Genomic DNA, 22070 nt, shown 5'->3' with positions numbered 1-22070 from the left:
GGATGTTCCCGGGACGAGCCCGGTATCGCGCAGGCCGACGAGGTGTGAGGACATCCACCACGGCCTGAGCCCCAGCCCCGGTCCCGGCCTCAGTCGAACAGCGAGACCAGCCCGTACAGGCGGTAGACCTCGGCCAGGCGGCGGCGGGGCGCGGGCTCGTGCGGGTAGGGGGAGACCAGGCCGCGTAGACGCTGTCTCGCCACCGGAACGCGCCCGGCGGTGAGGTCCGCGTCCACGCGGGCCAGGGTGTTCTTCAGCGCCACGTGCTCGTCATGCGGGTGGGGGAGGGGGAGGGGGCCGTACGAGTCAGTTGTTCAGCGGGCCGGGCCCGGCACGTCCTCCAGGTCGCTCCGCTTCTCCCCGGCCCTGGCGCCCGTACGCGCCTTCGGTGACATGAACAGCGTCGCCGCCAGCGCCAACAGCAGCAGCCCCGCGCACACGTATCCGGAGACCTGCACCCCCACCGCCATCGCCTCGCGCGCCGCCTCCGCCGCCGTCGCCGTACGCGGGTCCGCCGCGAAGGCCCCGATCACCGAACCGGCGCTCTCCGTGACGACGTCGCCCAGCCGTTCCGCCTCACCGGCGGCCACTCCGTCGCGGGTGAGGCGGTCGGTCATGCCGGACGCCAGCGTGCTGAAGAAGAGGGTCGTGAGGAGCGCGATGCCCAGCGCCGAGCCGAGTTCGCGCGCCGCGCTCTGGATGCCCGAGCCCTGTCCGGCGCTTCGGGGCGGGACGTCGACGAGCACGATGTTGGTGACCTGCGCCGTGGCGAAGCCGACGCCGACCCCGTACACGAACAGCGCGATCGCGATCAGCCACCAGGCGCTGTCCGTCGAGGCGATCAGCGCCAGCATCGCCAGCCCCGCCGCCTCCAGCACCAGGCCGATCCGGACCTGCGTGAGGGCGGAGACCGTCGCCGACATAGGGAAACTGGCCCCGGAGGCGGCGAAACTGCCCGCCGCCAGGGCGACCAGCGCGAGGCCCGCCTGGAACGCGCTGTAGCCGAGGGCGAACTGGAGCCAGAGCGGCAGCACCGCGATGATGCCGAACTCGCCGAGCCCGACCATCAGCGTCACGAAGTTGCCGTTGCGGAACGAGCGGATGGAGAAGAGGCCGACGTCCATCAGCGGCTCGCCGTCCGACCGGCCGAGCACCGCCTGCCGCCGCCAGAACGCGCCCAGGGCCAGGGCGGACGCGAGGAAGGCCACCAGCACCGGCGACGGGCCGCCGCTCCACGTGAGGCCGCCCACCTCCAGCGGTTTCGTCGTCATCAGCCAGCCGTGCGTGCGGCCCTCGATCAGGGCGTACGCGAGCAGGCCGAGGCCGGCCGCCGAGAGTACGGCTCCGACGCCGTCGATACGGCCCCGGGTGCGCGGCGACACGTCCAGGTACAGCAGGCCGCCCGCCACGATCAGGGCCACGAGCGGGATGTTGATGCCGAAGGCCCAGCGCCAGGAGATGTCCGCGAGCCAGCCGCCCAGCAGCGGTCCCACGGCAGCGGCCGCTCCGATCGTCGAGCCCCAGATGGCGAACGCCTGGCCGCGCGCCCGGCCGGAGAACGTGGCGTTCAGCAGGGCCAGCGAGGTGGGCAGGATCATCGCTCCGCCGACGCCCTGGACGAACCGGGCCAGGATCAGCAGCCCGCCGCTGGGTGCGAGGGCTGCCAGCAGGCTCGTCGCGCCGAACACCACGAGGCCCAGCAGGAAGATCCGGCGCGCGCCGTAGAGGTCGCTGAGGCGGCCGGTGACCAGGAGGAGGGCCGCGAAGGTGATCGCGTAGGACTCCTGGATCCACTGGGCCTCGGACGAGCCGATGGCCAGGTCCTCGATGATCGGCGCGAGGATCACGTTGACGATCGTGATGTCCACGACGATCAGCGCCACGCCCAGGGCCACGGCGACGAGGCCGAGCCACTGACGTACCGAGGGAGGGGTTTCCGCGGGCCGGGAAGGTTCGGGCAGGCCGGAAGGTTCGGGCATGGCGCTTCGACTCCCTTGATTGCTTTACCGCAAAGGTAATTAGCTTTGTGGCAAAGGTAAAGTGGGCGCGGTAGGTTGTCAAAGCGAGGGAGAGCGGAAGAGCGTGGAAGAGCGGAAGCGGAAGAGAGAGGGTGGGGCAGAGCGATGGCCAACGCCGATGCGGGAGCCGGCGGGAACGGCGGCGACGACGACGCGACCCGCGTCGACCACCTCATGGACGGCCTGCGCGCCTTCGGCGCCAACTACACCGAGTTCACGCGCCGCTTCGCGACCTGGCTCGGGCTGCACTCCACCGATGCCGCCGCCCTGGTGGAGATCCTGTACGCCGAGGACCAGGGCACACCGCTCTCACCCGCCCGCCTCAGCGAGCGCGTCTCGCTCTCCTCCGGCGCGACGGCCATCCTCCTCAAGCGGCTCGAACAGGCCGGACACATCGTCCGCACCCGTGAGAGCACCGACCGCCGGGTCGTCACCCTGCGCAGCAGCCCCGACATCCGGCCGCGCGCCGAGGCGTTCTTCGGGCCGTACGCGGAACGGATGGCCGAGGCGATGTCCGCGTACTCGCCGCAGGAGATCCAGCGGTTCGAGGACTTCATCGGCCGGCTGCGGTCGACCATGGACACCCTGCTCGCCAACGAGTACCGGGACGGCGGGCCTGCGGCGTAGGTGGCATTCCGGGGCGCGAACCGCACTGTCAGTGGCGGACGGTAGCGTCGGGTCATGTCCAACACGGCCGTTGTCGAAGGGGTCCTGGAGAGGATCACGTACGCCAACGAGGAGAACGGGTACACGGTCGCCCGCGTCGACACCGGGCGCGGGGCCGGGGATCTCCTCACGGTGGTCGGTGCGCTGCTCGGCGCGCAGGTCGGTGAGTCGCTGCGGATGGAGGGCCGTTGGGGCTCGCACTCCCAGTACGGCAAGCAGTTCACCGTCGAGAACTACACCACCGTCCTGCCCGCCACCATCCAGGGCATCCGCCGCTATCTCGGCTCCGGGCTGATCAAGGGCATCGGTCCGGTGATGGCCGACCGGATCACCACCCACTTCGGCGTCGACACCCTCGACATCATCGAGAACGAACCGAAGCGGCTCGTCGAAGTCCCCGGCCTCGGCCCCAAGCGCACGAAGATGATCGCGGCCGCGTGGGAGGAGCAGAAGGCGATCAAGGAGGTCATGGTCTTCCTCCAGGGCGTCGGCGTCTCGACCTCCATCGCCGTCCGTATCTACAAGAAGTACGAGGACGCCTCGATCTCCGTCGTGCGGAACCAGCCCTACCGGCTCGCCGCCGACGTCTGGGGCATCGGGTTCCTCACCGCCGACAAGATCGCCCAGGCGGTCGGCATCCCGCACGACAGCCCCGAGCGGGTCAAGGCGGGCCTGCAGTACGCCCTGTCGCAGTCCTCCGATCAGGGGCACTGCTACCTCCCCGAGGAGCGGCTCATCGCGGACGGGGTCAAGCTCCTCCAGGTCGACACGGGCCTCGTCATCGAGTGCCTGGCCGAGCTGGCCGCCGATCCGGAGGGGGTCGTACGGGAGAAGGTGCCGTCGCCGGAGGGGGGTGAGCCGATCACCGCTGTCTACCTCATGCCGTTCCACCGGGCGGAGCTGTCCCTCGCCGGGCAGGTGCGGCGGCTGCTGCGGACGGACGAAGACCGGATGCCGGCCTTCCAGGACGTTGACTGGGACAAGGCGCTGGCCTGGCTCGCGACGCGTACGGGGGCCTCGCTCGCGCCCGAGCAGGAGGAGGCCGTACGGCTCGCGCTCAGCCGGAAGGTGGCCGTCCTGACCGGCGGGCCCGGCTGCGGGAAGTCCTTCACCGTGCGGTCCATCGTCGAGCTGGCGCGGGCCAAGCGGGCGAAGGTGGTGCTGGCCGCGCCCACGGGGCGGGCCGCCAAGCGGCTGGCCGAGCTGACGGGGGCCGAGGCGTCCACCGTGCACCGGCTGCTGGAGCTGAAGCCGGGCGGGGACGCGGCGTACGACCGGGACCGGCCGCTCGACGCGGATCTGGTCGTCGTCGACGAGGCCTCGATGCTCGATCTGCTGCTCGCCAACAAGCTCGTGAAGGCGGTGGCACCCGGTGCCCACCTCCTCCTCGTGGGCGATGTCGACCAGCTGCCCTCGGTCGGGGCGGGGGAGGTGCTGAGCGACCTGCTCGCGGAGGGCAGTCCCGTCCCCGCCGTTCGGCTGACCAGGATCTTCCGCCAGGCCCAGCAGTCGGGCGTGGTCACCAACGCCCACCGGATCAACGCCGGGCAGCCGCCGCTCACCCAGGGGCTGAACGACTTCTTCCTCTTCGTGGAGGACGAGACGGCGGACGCGGGCAAGCTGGCGGTGGATGTGGCGGCCCGTCGCATTCCGGCCAAGTTCGGCCTCGACCCCCGTCGTGACGTGCAGGTTCTCGCGCCGATGCACCGGGGTCCGGCAGGCGCGGGCGAGCTGAACGGTCTGCTCCAGCAGTCCATCACCCCCGCCCGTCCCGACCTCCCCGAGAAGCGGTTCGGCGGCCGCGTCTTCCGCGTCGGCGACAAGGTCACCCAGATCCGCAACAACTACGACAAGGGCGAGAACGGCGTCTTCAACGGCACGGTCGGCGTCGTCACCGGCCTTGACCTGGACGAACAGCGGCTCACCGTCCGCACCGACGAGGACGAGGAGATCGGGTACGACTTCGACGAGCTGGACGAGCTGGCCCACGCGTACGCCATGACCATCCACCGCTCCCAGGGCAGCGAGTATCCGGCCGTCGTCATCCCCGTCACCAACAGCGCCTGGATGATGCTCCAGCGCAACCTTCTCTACACGGCTGTGACGCGAGCCAAGAAGCTCGTCGTGCTGGTCGGGTCCCGTAAGGCGATCGGCCAGGCAGTCCGTACGGTTTCCGCAGGCAGACGCTGTACGGCACTGGATTTCCGGCTCCGGGGCGGCTCGGGCGAAGACTTCTCGTGACCCCCGCACAAAAATGATCGATCAAATCGGTGGGAAACATCACGGAGGTCTTCCGGAACCGCAGTCAAGGGGGCAGGATGAGAAAGTTGACGGCACTCAGTGCCGCCAGTAGGTCCAATGGACGACCCCGAGTGCACTCTCCTGAGCCGAATGGGGGAGGGTGGAGACAGTCAGGGCACCTCGAAGAAGAGGCACTACGTCGGTGAGGGATGACGTGAGCGAGCACACCAACAACGCTGTAGTACTGCGGTACGGCGATGACGAGTACACCTACCCGGTGATCGACAGCACCGTCGGCGACAAGGGCTTCGACATCGGGAAGCTCCGGGCCAATACCGGCCTGGTGACGCTGGACAGCGGATACGGCAACACCGCCGCCTATAAATCCGCCATCACGTACCTCGACGGTGAGCAGGGCATTCTGCGCTACCGCGGATACCCGATCGAGCAGCTCGCCGAGCGCTCGTCGTTCCTCGAGGTCGCGTACACGCTGATCAACGGCGACCTCCCGAAGGTCGACGAGCTGGCGACCTTCAAGAACGAGATCACCCAGCACACGCTGCTGCACGAGGACGTCAAGCGGTTCTTCGACGGCTTCCCGCGCGACGCCCACCCGATGGCCATGCTCTCCTCGGTGGTCAGCGCGCTGTCCACGTTCTACCAGGACAGCCACAACCCGTTCGACGAGGAGCAGCGCCACCTCTCGACGATCCGCCTGCTGGCGAAGCTGCCGACGATCGCGGCGTACGCGTACAAGAAGTCGATCGGGCACCCCTTCGTCTACCCGCGCAACGACCTCGGGTACGTCGAGAACTTCCTGCGCATGACCTTCTCGGTCCCCGCCCAGGAGTACGAGCTGGACCCGGTCGTCGTCTCGGCCCTGGACAAGCTGCTCATCCTGCACGCGGACCACGAGCAGAACTGTTCGACCTCCACCGTCCGTCTGGTCGGCTCCTCGCAGGCGAACATGTTCGCCTCGATCTCCGCCGGCATCTCGGCGCTCTGGGGCCCCCTGCACGGCGGCGCCAACCAGTCGGTGCTGGAGATGCTGGAAGGCATCCAGGCCAACGGCGGCGATGTCGACTCCTTCATCCGCAAGGTGAAGAACAAGGAGGACGGCGTCCGCCTGATGGGCTTCGGCCACCGGGTGTACAAGTCGTTCGACCCGCGCGCCAAGATCATCAAGGCTGCCGCGCACGACGTGCTGTCCGCGCTCGGCAAGTCCGACGAGCTGCTCGACATCGCGCTCAAGCTGGAGGAGCACGCGCTCTCCGACGACTACTTCGTCTCGCGCAACCTCTACCCCAACGTGGACTTCTACACCGGTCTGATCTACCGGGCCATGGGCTTCCCGACCGAGATGTTCACCGTGCTCTTCGCGCTCGGCCGCCTTCCGGGCTGGATCGCCCAGTGGCACGAGATGATCAAGGAGCCGGGTTCGCGCATCGGCCGCCCGCGCCAGATCTACACCGGCGAGGTCCTGCGCGACTTCGTCCCGGTCGAGGGTCGCTGACCGTATCTCGTCCCGGTCGAGGGCCGCTGACCGTACCTCGCCCCGGTCGAGGGCCGCTGACCCGGCCTCGTACCACCCTGTAGTACCCCGGCCTCTTCGGCCGACTGCCTTCGCCCCGCGTACCGCGCTTCGCACAGAGCGCGGTGTCCGGGGCGATTCGGCGTTCCGGGCCCGTGCGGGCTTCGAGTGCCAGGCCGGGAGCGGGGGCCTGAACAGCCTGAACAGCGAGAAACGCCCTGCCGCCGATCCCCCCACGGGTCGACGGTCAGGGCGCTTCCCATATCCCGGAGCGGATTCCCCCCACGGGATCCGGCCGGGCGTCTGAAGGGAGCCGAAGCTCCCGTTGTTGTGCTGTGCGCGGTCTGCCGGGGTACGTACGCACGGGAGGGCCGCTCAAAGCTCCCCGGTGCACGTGCCCCGGCTCAACGCTTGCCACAGGAGCGTCCCCCAAGACACTCCATCGGACGTCCCCCAAGACATCCTTGGCATCGCACTCTAAGACTCATGAACCCATCGGATGGTTACCCTGAATCCGGTGTGATCTAAATCTCTTTGTGGAAGTTACGTGAAGGCACGCAACCGGAGGCTGTTCGTGACGACGAACACGGACGAAAACGCCATGGCGGCTCCCGCGATCATAGGGTTGAGCAGGCCACTTGCAGCCAGGGGCAGTGCCGCGACGTTGTACCCGAAGGCCCAGACGAGGTTGCCCCTGATGGTGGAAAGAGTACGCCTGGAAAGGCGGATTGCGTCAGCTGTCACCTTGAGATCTCCACGTACCAACGTGAGGTCGCTCGCCTCGATCGCCGCATCCGTCCCGGTACCCATCGCCAGCCCCAGATCTGCCGTGGCCAGAGCCGCCGCGTCGTTGACCCCGTCGCCGGCCATCGCGACGCTCCGGCCCTCCGCCTGAAGGCCCTTGACGACCTCCACCTTCTCCTCGGGGAGCACCTCGGCGTGGACCTCGTCGATGCCCACCTCTCGGGCCACGGCCTCGGCCACCGCGCGGTTGTCGCCGGTCAGGAGGACGGGCCGCAGCCCCAGGGCCCGCAGCTCGGCCACAGCGGCCGCGCTGCCGTCCTTGACGGCGTCGGCCACCCCGAACACGCCCCGGGCCCTCCCGTCCCAGGCGACGGCCACCGCTGTACGCCCCATCTCCCCGGCCTCCGCCAGGGCGGCGGTCAGCTCCGGAGGGAGCGCGATGCCCGCATCGGCGAGGAGGCGGGGCCGGCCGACGAGGACGGTGCGGCCTTCGACGGTGCCCTGGACGCCGAGTCCGGGGAGATTGGTGAAGTCCTCGGGGGTGGGGAGGGCGGTTCCGTTCAGGCGGTCGGCTGCGCCTGCTGCCACGGCTTGCGCGATCGGGTGCTCGGAGGAGTGCTCCAGGGCTCCGGCCAGGCGCAGGAGGTCGTTCTCGTCGGTCCCGTCGGCGGTGTGGACGGCCAGGAGGGTCATCCTGCCGGTCGTGACGGTGCCGGTCTTGTCGAGGACGATGGTGTCGATGCGGCGGGTGGTTTCGAGGACTTCGGGGCCCTTGATGAGGATGCCGAGCTGGGCGCCGCGGCCTGTGCCGACCATGAGGGCGGTGGGGGTGGCGAGGCCGAGGGCGCAGGGGCAGGCGATGATCAGGACGGCGACGGCCGCGGTGAAGGCGGCGGTGGGACCGGCGCCGCTGCCGAGCCAGAAGCCGAGGGTGCCGAGCGCGAGTGCGATGACTACGGGGACGAAGACGGCGGAGATGCGGTCGGCGAGGCGTTGGGCTGCTGCCTTGCCGTTCTGGGCGTCCTCGACGAGGCGGGCCATGCGGGCGAGTTGGGTGTCGGCGCCGATGCGGGTGGCTTCGACGACGAGGCGGCCGCCGGCGTTGATCGTCGCGCCGGTGACGGAGCCGCCCGTACCGACGTCCATCGGCAGCGACTCTCCGGTCAGCATCGAGGCGTCCACGGTCGAGCTGCCTTCGACCACCGTGCCGTCGGTGGCGATCTTCTCTCCTGGCCGTACGACGAAGCGGTCACCGACGGCGAGCCGGTCGGCCGGGACGCGTACCTCCGTACCGCCTCGGAGTACGGTGACGTCCTTGGCGCCCAGGTGCATCAGCGCCCGCAGCGCGGCCCCGGACCTCCGCTTCGCGCGCGCCTCCAGGTAGCGGCCGAGCAGGATGAAGGTGATGACCCCGGCCGCGACCTCCAGGTAGATCGTGGAGCTCGCGTCGGCGCGCGAGACGGTGAGGTCGAACCCGTGCCGCATGCCCGGCATCCCCGCGTCGCCGAGGAACAGGGCCCACAGCGACCAGCCGAAGGCGGCCAGCGTGCCCATCGAGACGAGCGTGTCCATGGTGGCCGCGCCGTGCCGGAGGTTGGTCCAGGTGGCGCGGTGGAACGGCAGGCCGCCCCAGACGACGACGGGCGCGGCGAGGGTCAGGGAGAGCCACTGCCAGGAGTCGAACTGGAGCGCCGGGACCATGGCGAGCAGGACGACGGGGATGCTGAGGACGGCGGAGACGGTGAGCCGCTGCCTCAGCGCGGCGAGGGAGGCGGCTTGTTCGGTTTCTGCCTTTGCCACTGCCTCTGCCTCTGCCTCTGCCTCTGCCTCTGCCTCTGCCTCTGCCTCTGCTTCGGCGGTTCCGGCGGCGTCGGTGGTTCCGGTGGTTCCGGTTGTTCCGGCGGCTTCGGAGGTTCTGGCGGTTCCGGCGGTTCCGGCTGGTCCGGCGGCTTCGGCCGGGGCGTCGGCCGGGGGCGGTCCGGGTTCCCGCTCGGGCGCGGGTTGCGGCTCAGGCTCCAGCTCGGGTTCCCGCTTCGGGGGTGCGAGGGGGCGGGCCGTGTAGCCGGTCTTCTCGACCGTCGTGACGAGGTCCGCCAGTTCCAGGCCCTCCGTGAACGTGACACGGGCCTTCTCGGTCGCGTAGTTCACCATGGCGGTGACGCCGTCCATCCGGTTGAGCTTCTTCTCGACCTGGGCGGCGCACGAGGCGCACGTCATGCCGCCGATCATGAGCTCGGCCTCGGAGGCGTGGGCGGCCGGGGTCTCGGCTGCTGCTGTGCTGGCCATGTCCGAACTCCTGGGTGACGCAGGTCGGGCCGTACCCCACCAGTATCTGCTGGTGGGATACGGCCCGACGGAGAGAGGGTGGTGCGACGGGCGCTCAGGCGGCCCGGCCGACGAGCTCGTAACCGGCCTCGTCGACGGCGGCGCGCACGACGTCCTCGGCCAGCGGGGCCTTGGAGGAGACGGTGACGCGGCCGGTGGCGGCGACGGCCTCGACGGACGTCACGCCGCCGAGCGCGGAGATCTCCTCCGACACGGCGCCTTCGCAGTGGCCGCAGGTCATGCCCTTCACCTCGTACACCGTGGTGACCGAGTCCGTCGGCTCGATCTGCACGTCGGCGGCGCCGCCACCGTGGCAGGAGCCGGCGGGCGAGCAGCAGGAGCCGGTGGACTGGGTGGTGGGCTCGGTCTCGGCGGTCATGGCGTTCTCCTCTTCGGGGACACGTTCGGCGTACGCGTGGGGCGTGGGGGAACACAGGGGAGCCCGGGGTGCCTCACTTACTCCACACTATACCCCTAGGGGGTATTAAGGAGATGTGGGCGCGCCCGGCGTGGGCCACCGCTCGCGGACTCCGGTCTACTCGCGGACTCCGGTCCCGGGGGTGGGGCTCTGGCGGGCTTGCGGGGTCAGGTCGGGTGCGTCGTCGCCGATGAGCGGGTCCAGGTAGCGGTACATGGCCGTCTTCAGCTCGCGGATGTAGGCCGCGCGCTCGTCACCTTCGTTGGCCAGGACCAGGTCGAGCCCGGCCTTGAACACCATGAAGGTCATCTCGGCGACCCGGTGGAGCTGGGCGGCGGGGGTGTCCGGCAGGTAGCCGGCGAGGACCTCCTCGACCCGGCTCAACATGGTGACGTGCAGGGTGTCGTGCGCCTCGGTGATCCGGCCGGGGATCTCCGAACCGTGCATCAGTACGAAGAACGCCGGGTTCTCGCAGTTGAACGCGATCAGCGGGTCGAGGACGGCGTCGAGCATCCGGTCGAGCGGCAGCTCGATGTGGCTCGGCGTGAAGGCCGCTCCGTAGGTGTCGCGCCAGCGGAGGAGCAGCTGGTCGCCGAGCTCGACGGCGATGGCCTCCTTGTTCGGGAAGAACTGGTACAGCGTGCCCGGTGAGACGCCGGCCTCGCGGGCGATGGCGTTGGTGCTGGACGCGGTGTAGCCGTTGGCCCCGAAGACGGTGGCCGCGGCGTCGAGCAGCTGCGCGATGCGCGCCTCGCCACGGGCTTGGCGCCGGCGTGGGCGCGCCGCCCCCGCGCTGCCGCCGGGCCCCTCGGCTGCGGGTTTCCCGGTTGCGCCGTCCCCCGCGGCGCCCTTCTTGGCTCTGGCCTCCGGCACGGCTATCCCCAGCTTTCGTGATGCGTTTGACAAACACGAGTGCTCGCTCGCATTCTTGTGAAACGCGAGCGACTACTCGTGTTTGCCAGTGTAAGTGGCAATGACTGACCCATGCTGCCCTGCGCCGCCCGGGTCTCGGTGAAGGGGACACCGCACCATGTCCGAAGTCAACGGTCCACCCGGCACGGCCGCACCGGCTGCTCCCGCAGGTACGCCCGCTTCCGCGGGTACGCCCGGTCCGCAGCCTGTCGGGCCCGGTCCGCAGCGTCTCGGAGGCTGGACCCGGTTCGTCACCGCCAGGCCCCGGCTCGCTCTGCTGACCGCCCTGGTGATCACCGCCCTCGCCGTCTTCGCCGGAAGCGGGGTCGCCGACCGGATGGGGAGCGGCGGCTGGCAGGCTCCCGACGCCGAGTCGTCGTACGCCACCGAGGCGCTGGAGCGCGAGTTCCCGGCCTCGCAGCCCAACCTGCTTCTCCTGGTGGACAGCGGCACCGCGACCGTCGACGATCCGGCGGTGGCCGCCGAGGCCGCACGGCTCACCGAGCGGCTCGCCGCCGAGCAGGGCATATCGGGGGTCACTTCCTACTGGCAGACCACGTCGCCGGCCCTGCGCGCCGAGGACGGCCGCGAGGCGCTCATCGCGGCCCGGATAGGCGGCGACGAGACGGAGGCGGGCAAGACGCTCGAACGGATCGCCCCGGCCTTCGCCGGGGAGCGCGGCCCGGTCACGGTCTCGGTCGGCGGGCCCGTCGCCGTCCAGCAGGAGATGCAGACGATCATCCAGGAGGACCTGCTGCGGGCCGAGCTGATCGCTCTGCCGGTGACGCTCGTCCTGCTGGTCATGGTCTTCGGCAGTGCGGTCGCCGCCCTGCTGCCGCTCCTCGTCGGCATCGTCGCCATCCTCGGTACCAACGCCGTGCTGCGCGGCCTGACCGAGTTCACCGACGTCTCGGTCTTCGCGATGAACCTCACCACGGCCCTCGGCCTCGGACTGGCCATCGACTACGCCCTGTTCATCGTCCGCCGCTTCCGCGAGGAGCTGGACTCCGGAGCCGACACCCGGACGGCCATCGGCACCACGCTGCGCACGGCAGGACGCACGGTGCTCTTCTCCGCGCTGACGGTCGCCGTGTCCCTGTCGGCGATGCTCGTCTTCCCGCAGTACTTCCTGCGCTCCTTCGCCTACGCCGGGATCGCCGTGGTCCTGCTGGCCGCTGCCGCCGCACTGATCCTGCTGCCCGCCGCGTTCATGCTGCTGGGCCACCGGGTCAACGCGCTCGACCTGCGCCGCCTGCTGCGCCGCAGGAAGGGGACGGAAGCCGCCGCTGAAGGCTCCGGCAGAGGATGGGCGCGCTTCGCCGAGCTGGTGATGCGCCGGGCACCGGTCTTCGCCATCGTCACCACGGTGGGGCTCGTCCTCCTCGGACTGCCCTTCCTCGGCGTCAAGTTCGGTACGGCGGACGACCGCCAGCTCCCCGTCGGAGCCGAGTCCCGCGTGGTCCAGGAGCACATCCGGGAGGGCTTCCCCGGCAGTCCCGGTGGCGGCCTGTCGATGCTGGTCGAGGAGGAGGGCACGCCTGCCGCGTACGCGGCCCTCAAGGGCCGGATCGAGAAGGTGCCGGGCGTGCAGCGCGTCGAGGGCCCGCTCACATCGGACTCGGCCGCGTACTTCAACGTGCTGTCCGGCGGTGAGGCGGTCGGTCAGGACACCCAGCAGCTCGTACGGGACCTGCGCGCGCTGCCCGCCGGCTCCTTCGACACCTCGGTGACCGGCACGGCGGCGGTCCTCGTCGACTCCAAGGACGCCCTGGCGGACCGGCTGCCCTGGGCGATCGGCATCATCGTCGTGGTGACGCTGCTCCTGGTCTTCCTGCTCACCGGCAGCGTGATCATCCCGATCCAGGCGGTCGTGCTCAACGCCCTCAGCCTGACGGCCATGTTCGGCGCGGTGGTCTGGGTCTTCCAGGACGGGAACCTCTCCGGGATCCTCGCCTTCACCAGTACGGGGGACATCGAGACGACCCTGCCCGTTTTGATGTTCTGCGTGGCCTTCGGCCTCTCCATGGACTACGGGGTCTTCCTGCTCTCCCGTATCAAGGAGGAGTACGACCGGACCGGCGACCACGAACGCTCGGTCACCTTCGGACTGTCCCGCACCGGCGGCCTGATCACCGCGGCCGCCGTGATCCTCGCGGTCGTGATGGTCGCCATCGGCACCTCACGGGTCACCAACACCAAGATGCTGGGGCTCGGGATCGCCCTCGCCGTCCTGATGGACGCCATGGTGGTCCGCAGCCTGCTGGTCCCCGCCGTGATGAAGCTGACGGGCCACGCCACCTGGTGGGCCCCCAGGCCGCTGCGCGCCTTCCACCAGCGGTTCGGCCTCAGCGAAGGAGAGTCGGCCCCGGCCACACCCTCCGGTACGAAGGGTGCGCCGGGTGGTCCGGGCGCCCCGGGTGAGCCCACGGCCGATGGAGAGATACCCGAGGCGGGGACCCGGGACGGGGAGAAGGTCACCGCGGGGGCGTAGGGGGCGTAGGGGGCGTCTCCTTGCGCGGCCGGCCCGGAATCCGTTCGGAAACGGCTCCCGGGTCGGCCCCGCAAGGCCTTCCGACGGGCCGTGGCAGGCATACGGAGGGCCTGGCGGCAGGAGCGGAGGGGCGGTGGTCACCGACCCCGCCGCAGCCTGCTCGGCAGCCCCCAGCGCGTTCGCCGAACCGGCTGTGACCTGGGCTTTCTTCCAGTCGATCCCTAAAATTGGCGCATGAGGAAAGGGGACCGGATGGACCGGAACATCCGCACGGCGGACGACGTACTGACGCTCCTGGACGGCCTGTTCGCACCTGAAGCGCACCGCTGGACCTCCGACGCCGCCTCGTGGTGGGACGGCTTCTACGAGGACCGCGCGAAGCCGGTGCCGTTCTTCGCGGAGAAGCCCGACGAGAGCCTCGTCTCGTACATCGACCGGGGACTGGTCACTCCGGGCCGCGCGCTCGAACTCGGCTGCGGTCCCGGGCGCAACGCGCACGCGCTGGCCTCACACGGGTTCGACGTCACCGCGATCGACCTCTCCCCGGCGGCGATCGCCTGGGCCGAGGAGCGCGCCGAAGTGCCGGGAGCCGGGGCCCGGTTCCACTGCGGTGACGCCTTCGTCCTGACAGCGGAGGGGGCGGAGGCGGCGGGCCCGTACGACCTGATCTACGACTCCGGGTGCTTCCACCACCTGCCGCCCCACCGGCGGATCAGCTACCTCGCGCTCCTCGACCGCTGCCTCGCCCCCGGAGGCCATTTCGCGCTCACCTGCTTCGCGGCTGGAGAGGGCGGCATGGGCTCCGAGCTGCCGGACGAGGAGCTCTACCGGCAGGGGAGCCTGGGCGGCGGACTCGCCTACACCGCCGAGGAGTTGCGCGGCATCTTCTCGGTACCGGACCTGACGGAGATCGAGCTGCGCCGCATGCGCGACGAGGCGCCCGGGTCCCCGGTCTTCGGTGAGTCCTTTCTCTGGACGGCGCTGTTCAGGAGGGAAGCCCGGCAGTGAGGCAGGGCGGGGGCGAGGGCGGGGTCGGGACCGGGTTCAGCGGCCGCGGTTGCGGGGGCGGGAGGCGACCCAGGCGCGGACGGTGTCGCCGTACCAGTAGGGCTTTCCGTTCTTGACCTGGTCGGGCGGGGGAAGGAGGCCGTGTTTGCGGTAGGAGCGGACGGTGTCCGGCTGGACCTGGATGTGCGCGGCAATGTCCTTGTAGGACCAGAGTGTTCTGTCCGTCATCCGTGACACCTCTCTGCGCTGCTCTGTTCTGAGGACCGGTTCTGCCCTCGTGATCACGCAGCCTGCGCTCGGTTGAACGACCACGGACGGCAGGCGGGGTGGGGCTGTTGAGCGCCTGTGACGGAAAACCCGCGTAACGGAGATATGTGTGGCGAAACAGTTACTGGTGTGACGGAAGGGGCGAACGGTAAACGCCTTGGCGAGTCGTACGCCTGCTGCCCTAAGGTGCCGAGGTGAGTAACTCCCTTGCTGCTGCCGTCCTCACCACCGCGGATCTGGGCGAAGCGATACGCGCGGTCCATACCTTGCTGGCCGTCGCCGACACCGAACGGATCGAGGTGGACTTCGACGCCGTCATCGGGTCGCCGGATGTCCTGGCGCGGGTGGGCGACGTACTGCCGGGCCTGGAATGGTGGGCGTTGGCCGACCCGGAGCACGGCTCGTCCGACGCCGGTGACGACCCGGCCGCCTGTCTGCCGATCCAGGTGATGGACTGGTGCCGTCCGGTGGACCTCGCGGAGCCATTCATCGCCGCGCTGGGTCCGGAACCTGCGGCTGTCCGGTGGGACCTGGGCGGATGGCTCGAGGTTCCCGAAGCGGGACTGGAGCCGATCTCGCAGAAGTTCGCCTACCTCACCCGGACGGTGAACTCCCGGGACCTCTACCAGAACGAGCCGTCGCGGGACCACACCGTCCATGTGCACTGCCGGAACCGGGACGGCGACCAGACCGCCCGCGTCCACTGGCTCGCCGCTCGCGTGGGCGGCCGGTTCACCGGCAGGGTGGAGCAGTCGACGCTCTGACCTGTGAGGCCGGTGATGCCTGTGAGACCTGTGAGGGCGAGGGCAGCGGCGCACTCCTCACCGTCCGGGCGATGTCAGACCCGGATGCCACGATGGTGACCATGAGTACTTCCGAGCGTTCGATGCCCCCGCTGGTCGCCGACGAGCGCACCTCGTTGGAGAGCTGGCTCGACTTCTACCGCGCCACTCTGGCCCAGAAGTGCGCGGAGTTGCCCGAGGAGCGACTCCGTGAGGCGTCCGCGGCACCCTCGGCGATGACGTTGCTCGGCCTGGTCCAGCACGCGGCGGCGGTCGAGCGGAACTGGTTCCGGCGGGTCCTCGTGCAGGAGGACGTGGAGCGGCTGTTCGCCCCGGCCGACGAGAGCGGTGGCGGTGGCGAAGGCCATGACGGGGGGTTCGAGCTGGCCGAGGACGCCACGTACGAGAGCGCGGTGGCGGTGTGGCAGCGCGAGATCCGGCGGGCTCGGGAGAACTGTGCGGGCCGGGCGCTCGACGACACCAGCCCGTTCATGGGCGGCGAGGTGACGCTCCGCTGGATCTACACGCACATGATCGGCGAGTACGCGCGCCACTGCGGGCACGCCGACCTGATCCGCGAGCGCATCGACGGGCGTACGGGGGTGTGACCCGGCGGTCAGGGCCGTCCGCAGGAGCGGAGGAACTCGCGGGTGCGGCGCGCGATCGGGAGCGGCTTGTCCGGGTCGCACGGGTACATGTCCTGCTCCACGATCGCGAACAGGTCGACGTCCAGAGCGCGCGCCGCGTCCAGGACCGGCTCCAGGGCGGGCACGCCACCGGGCGGTTCGCACATCACGCCGCGCGCCACGGCCGGGCCGAACGGGACCTCGTCCGCCACCACGGCGGCCAGGATCTCGGGGTCGACCTGCTTGAGGTGGAGGTAGCCGATGCGCTCCCCGTAGGTCTCGATGAGCTTGACGCTGTCGCCGCCGCAGTAGGCGTAGTGCCCGGTGTCCAGGCAGAGCGAGACCAAGGAGGGGTCGGTGGCGTCGAGGAAGCGGTTGACGTTCTCCTCGCCGTCGATGTGGGTGTCCGCGTGCGGGTGGACGACGATGCGGAGCCCGTAGCGCTCCCGGACCTCCCGGCCGAGCCGTTCCGTCTGGGTCGTCAGGTCCCGCCACTGCGCGGGCGTGAGCGTGCGGTCCTCCAGCACCTCGCCCGTCCTGTCGTCGCGCCAGAAGGAGGGGATGACGACCAGGTGTTCGGCGCCCATGGCCCGGGTCAGCTCGGCGATGTCCGCGACATGCGCCCAGGTCCGGTCCCAGACGTCGGGGCCGTGGTGCAACCCGGTGAAGACGGTGCCGGCGGAGACGGTCAGCCCACGGCTGCGCGTCTCGTCCGTCAGCCGGGCCGGATCGGTGGGCAGATAGCCGTACGGACCGAGCTCGATCCACGCGTACCCGGCCTCGGCGACCTCGTCGAGGAAGCGCTGCCAAGGCACCTGCCGCGGGTCGTCGGGGAACCACACACCCCATGAGTCGGGTGCCGAGCCGATACGGATGCGGGCCGAAGAGGGTGCGGAGGGGGTCATATCGCCCAGCGTCGCGGCCCGTACGGACAGGTGTCAAGAGTTCGTCCGAATGTCCGGACAAAATGTTGACAGGGTTCGGGGGAGAGGGCTAGACCTGACCTGGGATCAGCCGACCACCGGGGGCAGAGCCGGTGGGCCGAAGGGATGCGCATGGCCGAGCCGTACGACGTGATCACCATGGGGCGGATCGGGGTGGACCTCTATCCGCTCGACATCGGCGTGCCGCTCGCCCGGGTGGAGACGTTCGGCAAGTTCCTCGGCGGCTCCCCGGCGAACGTGGCGGTGGCGGCGGCGCGGCTGGGACGGCGTACGGCGCTGATCACCCGGACCGGCCGGGACGCGTTCGGGGAGTACCTCCACCAGGAGCTCCGGGGGTTCGGGGTGGATGACCGGTGGGTGACGGAGGTCGCGGAGTACCCGACGCCGGTGACCTTCTGCGAGATCTTCCCGCCGGACGACTTCCCGCTCTACTTCTACCGGCAGCCCAAGGCGCCCGATCTGGAGATCCACCCGCCGGAACTCGACCTGGACGCGGTGCGCGATGCGCGGATCTTCTGGATGACCGGTACGGGGCTCAGCGCCGAGCCCAGCCGGGCCGCGACGCTGGCGGCCCTCCGAGCGCGCAGCGAGAGCCCGGCCCGAGCGTCTCGTACCGCGACCGTGTTCGATCTCGACTGGCGGCCCATGTTCTGGGACGGCGGCGACCACAGCTCGGTCGCGCCCGCCCGCTACCGGGAGGCGCTCGCCCACGCCACCGTCGCCGTCGGCAACATCGACGAGTGCGAGATCGCGACCGGCGAACGCGAACCGCACGCCGCCGCCCGCGCCCTGCTCGCCGCCGGCGTGGAGCTGGCCGTCGTCAAGCAGGGGCCGAAGGGCGTTCTCGCCGTCCACCGCGACGGCTCCACCGCCGATGTGCCACCGCTGCCGGTGGAGGTCGTCAACGGGCTCGGCGCCGGGGACGCGTTCGGCGGGGCGCTCTGCCACGGGCTGCTGGCCGGCTGGGACATCGCCCGGATCATGCGGTACGCGAACGCCGCCGGGGCCATCGTCGCCTCCCGCCTCGCCTGCTCCTCCGCGATGCCGTTCCCGGACGAGGTGGAGCGGGCCCTCGCGGCGGGAGCCGTGACGGCGGACAGCACGACCGGGCCCGCCGGAGCGGCCTCATGACCCCCGCCGCGGCCTCCCTCCGCGAATTGGTCCGGCTCCGCGCCGAGCGCCCCGAAGCGGTGGCCGAAGCCGCCGCGCGACGGAAGCGGAGGCCTCTGCTCCGTACGGCGGACATCCCCACCGACCGCGACCGTACCGCCCGCCCTGGCCGCGACCGCACCGCCCACCCCGGCCGGCTGATGATCATCGCCGCCGACCACCCCGCACGCGGCGCCCTCGCCGTCGGGGACCGGGCGCTCGCCATGGCCAACCGGTTCGAGCTGCTCCAGCGGCTCTGCCTCGCCCTCTCCCGGCCCGGCGTCGACGGCGTCCTCGCCTCCGCCGACGTCCTGGACGACCTGCTCCTCCTCGGCGCCCTGGAGGACAAGGTGGTCATGGGCTCCATGAACCGGGGCGGGCTCGCGGGCGCGGCCTTCGAACTGGACGACCGGTTCACCGGACACCGCCCCGAGGACCTGGTCCGCCACGGGTTCGACGCCGGGAAGCTGCTGCTCCGCATCGACCACGAGGACCCCGGCTCGCTCGACACCCTGCACACCGCCGCCCGCACCATCGACGCCATGGCCGCGCACCGGCTGCCGGTCTTCGTCGAGCCGTTCCTCTGCCGGCGCGTCGACGGCCGCCTCCGCAACGACCTCGGCGCCGCCGCCGTCGCCACGTCCATCGCCATCGCCTCGGGCCTGGCCGGGACCTCCGCGTACACCTGGCTCAAGGTCCCCGTCACCGAGCATCCGGACGACATGGCGCAGGTCATGGAGACCTCCACGCTGCCCGCCGTCCTGCTCGGCGGCGAGGTGGGCGACGACCTGGACGGGGCGTACGGGAAGTGGCGCGAGGCGCTGCGGCTGCCGACGGTGCGGGGGCTGGTCGTGGGGCGTTCGCTGCTCTACCCGGTCGACGGCGACGTGGCGGGGGCCGTCGACACCGCCGTATCGCTGCTGTAGCCGGGTAAGGAGGGGCCATGGAAACGCACCATGAACACCACGGGCACCACACCGGAGGCGCTCCGCCCGCCGCGCCACGCCACCATCTCTCCGCCGGCACCGCCGCACGCGGGCCCTATGTCCTGGACATCGATCCGGAAATGGCTGGATGGGACCGGTCCCATCTCCGTGTTCTGGAGCTGGAGCCGGGCGGAGTTCATACGCTGGTCACCGGGGAATGTGAATGGATCGTCCTGCCGTTGGCCGGTGCCTGTACGGTGCGTACGGCAGGGGAGACCTTTGAACTGCTGGGCCGGGAAAGCGTGTTCAGCGGGGTGAGTGATTTCGCCTACGTGCCGCGCGACGACCGAGCACAGATCGCCTCCGGCGCAGGAGGCCGCTTCGCCCTGGCAGGAGCGAAGTGCGAGCGACGACTCCCCGCTCGCTACGGCCCCGCGCCGGAGGTACCCGTCGAGCTGCGCGGCACCGGCAGCTGCTCGCGCCAGGTGAACAACTTCGCCGCCGCCGACACCTTCGACTGCGACCGCCTGATCGCCGTCGAGGTCCTCACACCCGGCTCCAACTGGTCCTCCTACCCGCCGCACAAGCACGACGAGCACGTGCCGGGCGAGGAGTGCGAGCTGGAGGAGATCTACTACTTCGAGGTGGAGGGCGGCGGCCTCGGCTACCACCGGGTCTCGCCGTCGCGCGCAGGCGGTACGGAGGTCCTCGCCGAGGTCGGCAGCGGCGACGCGGTCCTCATCCCCGACGGCTGGCACGGCCCGTCCATCGCCCCGCCCGGCCGCACGCTCTACTACCTGAACGTCATGGCGGGGCCGGGGGAGGAGCGGGCCTGGCTGATCCGCGACCATCCGGACCACCGATGGATCCGCGACACCTGGCGGGACGAGCCGGTCGACGCCAGACTGCCGCTGTACACGGCGCATCCGCAGACGGCCCGCCCGGACACGGCGCATCCGTCGCCCGGCCCGGAGGTAACAGGTTGAGCCCGACGAGTCCCGCGAGCGCACGGCCCGCCAGCACCCGCCGCCTGACCACCGCTCAGGCCCTGGTCGCCTTCCTCGCCCGGCAGTACACCGAGCGCGACGGCCGCCGCCACCGTCTGATCAGCGCCACCTGGGGCATCTTCGGCCACGGCAACGTCGCCGGCATCGGACAGGCGCTCGTGGAGGCGGGCAACGGGCCGGGCAACGGGGCAGGCAACCGGGCGGGCAACGGGACGCTGAACGGCGACGGCCACGGGAACGGCACCGCGCCCCGCATGCCGTACCTCCAGGGCCGTAACGAACAGGCCATGGTGCACGCGGCCGTCGGGTACGCGCGCCAGTCCGGCCGGCTCTCCGCGCACGCGGTCACCACCTCCATCGGCCCGGGCGCCACCAACCTCGTCACCGGCGCGGCCCTTGCCACCATCAACCACCTGCCCGTCCTCCTCCTCCCCGGCGACACCTTCGCGACCCGGCCCGCCGACCCCGTACTGCAACAGCTCGAAGTGCCGTACGCCGGTGACGTGTCGGTCAACGACTGCCTGCGCCCCGTCTCGCGCTACTTCGACCGGGTCACCCGGCCGGAGGCGCTCATTCCGGCGGCCCTCCAGGCGATGCGGGTGCTGGCCGATCCCGCCGAGACGGGCGCGGTCACCCTCGCGCTGCCCCAGGACGTGCAGGCGGAGGCGTACGACTGGCCGGAGGAGTTCTTCGCCGAGCGGGTCTGGCGGGTCCGCAGGCAGGCGCCCGACACGGCCGAACTGGAAGCGGCGGTACGGGCGGTGCGCTCGGCCCGCCGCCCGCTGATCGTCGCCGGCGGCGGGGTCCGTCACAGCGGAGCCGAGGAGACGCTCGCCGCCTTCACCGCCGCCACCCGCATCCCGGTCGCCTCCACCCAGGCGGGCAAAGGGGCTCTGCGCCACGACCACCCGGCGGACGTGGGCGGCATCGGCCACACCGGCACCGCCACCGCCGACGAGCTGGCCCGCACCGCCGACCTGGTGATCGGCGTCGGCACCCGGTACACGGACTTCACCACCGCCTCCGGCACCCTCTTCGAGAACCCGGCCGTCCGCTTCCTCAACCTCAACATCACCGGCTCCGACGCCCACAAGCTGGCCGCCCTCCCGCTGGTCGCCGACGCCCGCACCGGCCTGGAGGCGCTCACGGCGGCCCTCGCCGGACGGGGCTACCGGATCGACCCGGCGTACGAGACGGAGTACACCGGCGCGAAGGAGGCATGGGAGCAACAGGTCGAAGCGTCCTTCACCACCCCCGACCCCACCGCGCGCCCCACCCAGACCCAGCTCCTCGGCCTGCTCGACGCGCTGGTCACCGAGGACGACATCCTCATCAACGCCGCCGGTTCGCTCCCCGGCGACCTGCACAAGCTCTGGCGCACCCGCTCCCGGGACCAGTACCACGTGGAGTACGGCTACTCCTGCATGGGCTACGAGATCCCGGCCGCGATCGGCGTCCTGCTCGCGACCCGGGCCCAGAGCCGTGAGGGTCGCCCCGTCTGGGCGCTGGTCGGCGACGGTACGTACCTGATGAACCCCACCGAGATCGTCACCGCCGTCCAGGAGAACCTCCCCCTCAAACTCCTGATCCTCCAGAACCACGGGTACGCCTCCATCGGCGGCCTCTCCGAGGCGGTCGGCGGCGAGCGCTTCGGCACCGCCTACCGCCACCGCGACCCCGACGGAGGCTTCACCGGCCCGCCGCTCCCGGTCGATCTCGCCGCCAACGCGGCCTCCCTCGGCATGCGGGTCCTACGCGCCGCCACCGTCGACGACCTGCGCAAAGCCCTCTCCGAGGCTCGCGACGCCGAGGGCCCCACTTGTGTCTACGTCGAGACCGAAACGCCCGACACAGTGTCGGGCCCCCCTCCGGCACAGGCGTGGTGGGATGTTCCGGTAGCCGAAACCGCGAGCCGTCCGGCGGCGGTCACGGCCCGGGAGGAGTACGACCGGCAGGTCGCCGCCCGACGCCGCCACCTGTGAGACCGGCCTGACCACCTGAACCGGCCCCCACGC

At 70.9% G+C, this 22070-nt stretch carries 17 protein-coding genes and 1 pseudogene; 11 read left to right on the top strand and 7 right to left on the bottom strand.

Features of this window, described 5'->3' with window-relative positions; all coding sequences use genetic code 11:
- Positions 1 to 110 precede the first annotated feature (110 nt).
- Together ACQP09_RS10345 and ACQP09_RS10340 are read right to left on the bottom strand one after the other, a co-directional pair.
- Positions 111 to 263: pseudogene (locus ACQP09_RS10345) on the bottom strand (DUF6584 family protein); the annotation flags it as partial.
- Positions 264 to 314: 51 nt separating this feature from the next.
- Complete coding sequence (locus tag ACQP09_RS10340) at positions 315 to 1979, bottom strand: MFS transporter (protein ID WP_433397800.1); 1665 nt, start codon at positions 1977 to 1979, stop codon at positions 315 to 317.
- A gap of 144 nt (positions 1980 to 2123) precedes the next feature.
- On the opposite strand from ACQP09_RS10340, the gene ACQP09_RS10335 reads away from it, so the two are divergent.
- From ACQP09_RS10335 to ACQP09_RS10325, 3 genes are all read left to right on the top strand, one after another.
- A complete protein-coding gene (locus ACQP09_RS10335; protein WP_433397798.1) occupies positions 2124 to 2645 on the top strand; it encodes a MarR family winged helix-turn-helix transcriptional regulator in 522 nt (173 codons plus the stop codon).
- Between the two features lie 54 nt (positions 2646 to 2699).
- A complete protein-coding gene (gene recD2 / locus ACQP09_RS10330) occupies positions 2700 to 4925 on the top strand; it encodes an SF1B family DNA helicase RecD2 (protein ID WP_433397796.1) in 2226 nt (741 codons plus the stop codon).
- Between the two features lie 214 nt (positions 4926 to 5139).
- A complete protein-coding gene (locus ACQP09_RS10325) occupies positions 5140 to 6438 on the top strand; it encodes a citrate synthase (RefSeq protein WP_109165615.1) in 1299 nt (432 codons plus the stop codon).
- Between the two features lie 561 nt (positions 6439 to 6999).
- Here the strand turns inward: ACQP09_RS10325 and ACQP09_RS10320 are convergent.
- From ACQP09_RS10320 to ACQP09_RS10310, 3 genes are all read right to left on the bottom strand, one after another.
- On the bottom strand, positions 7000 to 9486 hold the full coding sequence (locus tag ACQP09_RS10320) for a heavy metal translocating P-type ATPase (protein ID WP_433397794.1): 2487 nt from the start codon (positions 9484 to 9486) through the stop codon (positions 7000 to 7002).
- A 94-nt stretch (positions 9487 to 9580) separates the two neighbouring features.
- Positions 9581 to 9904, bottom strand: coding sequence for a heavy-metal-associated domain-containing protein (locus ACQP09_RS10315; RefSeq protein WP_433397793.1), 324 nt, complete (start codon positions 9902 to 9904; stop codon positions 9581 to 9583).
- Positions 9905 to 10060: 156 nt separating this feature from the next.
- Entirely contained in the window at positions 10061 to 10816 is a 756-nt protein-coding gene (locus tag ACQP09_RS10310) for a TetR family transcriptional regulator (RefSeq protein ID WP_433397791.1), read from the bottom strand.
- Between the two features lie 157 nt (positions 10817 to 10973).
- Between ACQP09_RS10310 and ACQP09_RS10305 the strand changes: the two genes are divergently transcribed.
- Together ACQP09_RS10305 and ACQP09_RS10300 are read left to right on the top strand one after the other, a co-directional pair.
- The gene (locus ACQP09_RS10305; protein WP_433397789.1) at positions 10974 to 13346 is read left to right on the top strand and encodes an MMPL family transporter; all 2373 of its coding nucleotides are present in this window, start codon (positions 10974 to 10976) and stop codon (positions 13344 to 13346) included.
- Positions 13347 to 13598: 252 nt separating this feature from the next.
- Entirely contained in the window at positions 13599 to 14354 is a 756-nt protein-coding gene (locus tag ACQP09_RS10300) for a class I SAM-dependent methyltransferase (RefSeq protein WP_433406540.1), read from the top strand.
- A gap of 36 nt (positions 14355 to 14390) precedes the next feature.
- Here the strand turns inward: ACQP09_RS10300 and ACQP09_RS10295 are convergent, their stop codons facing one another.
- Complete coding sequence (locus ACQP09_RS10295) at positions 14391 to 14582, bottom strand: helix-turn-helix transcriptional regulator (protein ID WP_010064909.1); 192 nt, start codon at positions 14580 to 14582, stop codon at positions 14391 to 14393.
- Between the two features lie 233 nt (positions 14583 to 14815).
- On the opposite strand from ACQP09_RS10295, the gene ACQP09_RS10290 reads away from it, so the two are divergent.
- Positions 14816 to 15385, top strand: a complete 570-nt coding sequence (locus tag ACQP09_RS10290) for a hypothetical protein (protein WP_433397787.1) — start codon at positions 14816 to 14818, stop codon at positions 15383 to 15385.
- Positions 15386 to 15486: 101 nt separating this feature from the next.
- Positions 15487 to 16011, top strand: coding sequence for a DinB family protein (locus tag ACQP09_RS10285; RefSeq protein ID WP_433397785.1), 525 nt, complete (start codon positions 15487 to 15489; stop codon positions 16009 to 16011).
- 8 nt (positions 16012 to 16019) lie between these two features.
- Here ACQP09_RS10285 and ACQP09_RS10280 read toward each other — a convergent pair whose 3' ends face one another.
- Positions 16020 to 16934 carry a sugar phosphate isomerase/epimerase family protein gene (locus tag ACQP09_RS10280; RefSeq protein ID WP_433397783.1) on the bottom strand — a complete coding sequence of 305 codons (915 nt, stop codon included), beginning with the start codon at positions 16932 to 16934 and terminating at the stop codon, positions 16020 to 16022.
- 150 nt (positions 16935 to 17084) lie between these two features.
- Here ACQP09_RS10280 and iolC point away from each other — a divergent pair, with 150 nt between their 5' ends.
- Genes iolC through iolD form a run of 4 tightly spaced genes read left to right on the top strand, consistent with a single transcriptional unit; the run spans position 17085 to position 22037 of the window.
- The gene (iolC, locus tag ACQP09_RS10275; protein ID WP_433397781.1) at positions 17085 to 18104 is read left to right on the top strand and encodes a 5-dehydro-2-deoxygluconokinase; all 1020 of its coding nucleotides are present in this window, start codon (positions 17085 to 17087) and stop codon (positions 18102 to 18104) included.
- Entirely contained in the window at positions 18101 to 19048 is a 948-nt protein-coding gene (locus ACQP09_RS10270) for a Cgl0159 family (beta/alpha)8-fold protein (RefSeq protein ID WP_433397779.1), read from the top strand. The genes iolC and ACQP09_RS10270 overlap by 4 nt, the downstream gene beginning before the upstream one ends.
- Before the next feature lie 17 nt (positions 19049 to 19065).
- Positions 19066 to 20034, top strand: a complete 969-nt coding sequence (gene iolB, locus ACQP09_RS10265) for a 5-deoxy-glucuronate isomerase (RefSeq protein ID WP_433397777.1) — start codon at positions 19066 to 19068, stop codon at positions 20032 to 20034.
- Complete coding sequence (gene iolD / locus ACQP09_RS10260) at positions 20031 to 22037, top strand: 3D-(3,5/4)-trihydroxycyclohexane-1,2-dione acylhydrolase (decyclizing) (RefSeq protein WP_433397775.1); 2007 nt, start codon at positions 20031 to 20033, stop codon at positions 22035 to 22037. Before iolB ends, iolD begins: the two co-directional genes overlap by 4 nt.
- The last annotated feature ends 33 nt before the right edge of the window (positions 22038 to 22070 follow it).

The organism is Streptomyces sp. CA-146814, from assembly GCF_050942385.1.
Lineage (GTDB): Bacteria > Actinomycetota > Actinomycetes > Streptomycetales > Streptomycetaceae > Streptomyces.
This window is presented reverse-complemented; position numbering and strand designations above follow the sequence as displayed.